Here is a 2,407-nt window from a genome sequence, read left to right on the forward strand (position 1 = left end):
ATTTTTCTCAACCTGTGGTGTAAACAACGCGACGGTTTCCTACACCTTAAAATAGTAAGAACAACCCTGCTTTCCTGCCGTTTCTTTCGTTCATAGGGACGGCTGCAGCTCAAGCAATCTGGTCTGGAGCAAGCAGACTGCCCCTAATACCTGAAAGAGGCCATTAGGAAAACCGCCCGAAAACCATATAACGGTTTTTAAACGGCCTTTCACACCACATTGGGATAATTCAAAATCAGAACTTGCCGTGCAGTTTCAAATATACGCCCTTGTCCGTTCCTGTAAAGGCACTGCGTCCCAAATAACCGCCCAGGGAGAGTTTGGCCTCTGGAGAGAAGGCATAAGTCAATGCAGTTCGGATATTGGGGCGAAAACCAGTTGGTTTATGTGCTTCGGCATAATCACCCAAGTGGTTGGCAGATGCGGTAAAGCGGGTTTCGCTTCCGCCGAGCCGCTGTTCCACTTCAAGACCGCCCTGCAAGGCGAGTTTGTCTGTCAGTTGCAGGCTGCCTTCCGTACCAACGGCCAATGCGGTATCTTTCAGGCGTGCTTCGCCGTAGGCAAACGGGAAGGAGAGACTTTCAGCTTCCTGATAGGCCGTGCGTTTGGCTTCGGTGCGGCGCAGGGCTGCATACCAGCCGAAGGATTTACTTTCCAGTGTGCCAAAATTTTGACCGAAGGTCAGGCTGTATGCACGCCCTTTGACACGCGCACCGTTATTCGTTTCTTCTGTGCCATTGAAATGCGGACGATGAACGTTTGCTTTGTACGAATCGAAAGCAACGGCAGGCGTAACATACCAGCGACCATCCGTGCTGCGGAGGCGGGCGGAAAGACCCAACCCCATGCCGGTTTTCAAGCGGTAGCTGCCGCTGCGGCCGTGCGCGGCGGGGACGGAAAGGCTGAATCCCGCATCAAAGTTGTCGGTAAAACCGTAGCCGAGGCTGAATTCGGCGGCATGGCTGCGGGTATCGTGGGTAGTGTTGTGGTAGCCGTAGCCGGCGGTATAGCAATATTGGCCTTTTTCGGCACGGCAGCCGTCAAGCAGGCTTTTCACAGCATTACCGCGTGCGGCGAGCAGGGAGAAGGTATCGGCGGAGAGGGTGGAGATACTGCGGTGCGTGTTGTCGATATCCACCGCGCGGCCGCGCCCGATAAACCAGACTACGGCGCGCCGATAGCCGCTATCGCTGTCAGAAGATCCTGCCACAATACGGCCGTCGCCACTGATGACCTGAGCTATCGCATTACCCGAATTGTCGGATTTCAATGTACCAAGGTCTTGTTTTTGCAGCAGGCTGTTGTCGCTCCAGTTGCTGCTTTTCCAGACAGTGGCGCGGGTATTACCATTGTCGTCCTGCGCATAACCGGTGGCCGTATGCCCGTCTGTACTGAGACCTGTCAGCTGCGAAATGCCGGAATTATCGGATTTCAGTGTGCCAAGGTCGGCCTTGTCTGCCCAGTTCGTACCTGACCAGATGGTGGCGCGCCGGGTACTGGTATCGCTTTGTGCCCAGCCTGCAGCTATCGAGCCATCGCCATTGAGAGCGTAAGCATAGGATATACCGGTGTTGTCGCGTTTCAGTGTGCCGAGTGGAGTTTTGTCCTGCCAGTTGTTTCCATGCCAAACTACGGCACGAAAAACTCCAGGAAAACCATCCTGTTGCGTAACACCTCCAACTACTGCGCCATTGTCGCTAACAGCATATGCTATTCTTCCCGATGGTACACTGGTCAGACTATCAAGGTCGGTGCGGATACTGTGATTCGGGCCGCTCCAAACATTGGCAATCTGCATACCACTGCTATGGACCGAATAGCCGACAACTACCTTACCATTTCTGCTGATGCCCCAAACATCTGATCTTGTTGCATTGGCCGGTTCGCTGAGCGCAGTTTTGTTCTGCCAGCCGTTGCCATACCAAATGACGGCGTGGTATTGGTTGGCAGAAGTGTCGGTATCGTTCTGTGCTCGTCCACCAATGACCGTTCCGTCGCCACTAATTTGAGAAGCTTGGGATGTGCCCGAATTATCGCTCCTTAATGTGCCGAGGTTGATTTTGTTCTGCCAGCGGTTGAAACCGCCGCCCTGCCAGACGGCAGCCTGTTCGTCAGTGCCATTGAATGCCTTACCGACAATAATCGAACCGTTCTGGTTGATGTTACCAGCACTAGAACGACCTTCATTGTTGTTTTGCAGCGTGCCGAGGTCGATAATGTTGTCCGGCGCGGCGGCGGCGGGCAGTGCGGCCAGCAGCGCGGCAAGGGTGAGAAGGCGGTGAGGGTTTTTTATAGACATGATTTTCCTTTTCGTAAAATACGCATATAAATGTTGCTAGTATAGCAAGACGGGAAGGCTGTCGTAAAATCTGAAAGAGGCTGACGTAGATTAGCCCTAAATTCCACA

1 protein-coding gene is annotated in these 2,407 nt (G+C 53.5%); it reads right to left on the bottom strand.

What is annotated here, in order from left to right; genetic code table 11:
* Positions 1-235: 235 nt before the first annotated feature.
* Positions 236-2,299 carry a hypothetical protein gene (locus HMPREF3052_RS10260; RefSeq protein ID WP_070749741.1) on the bottom strand — a complete coding sequence of 688 codons (2,064 nt, stop codon included), beginning with the start codon at positions 2,297-2,299 and terminating at the stop codon, positions 236-238.
* Positions 2,300-2,407: the final 108 nt, after the last annotated feature.

Source organism: Neisseria sp. HMSC056A03 (genome assembly GCF_001815685.1).
Taxonomy (GTDB): domain Bacteria; phylum Pseudomonadota; class Gammaproteobacteria; order Burkholderiales; family Neisseriaceae; genus Neisseria; species Neisseria subflava.

Coding starts and splice junctions, on each gene's coding strand:
- HMPREF3052_RS10260 (WP_070749741.1), bottom strand. CDS start 2,299: ATGTCTATAAAAAACCCTCACCGCCTTCTCACCCTTGCCGCGCTGCTG.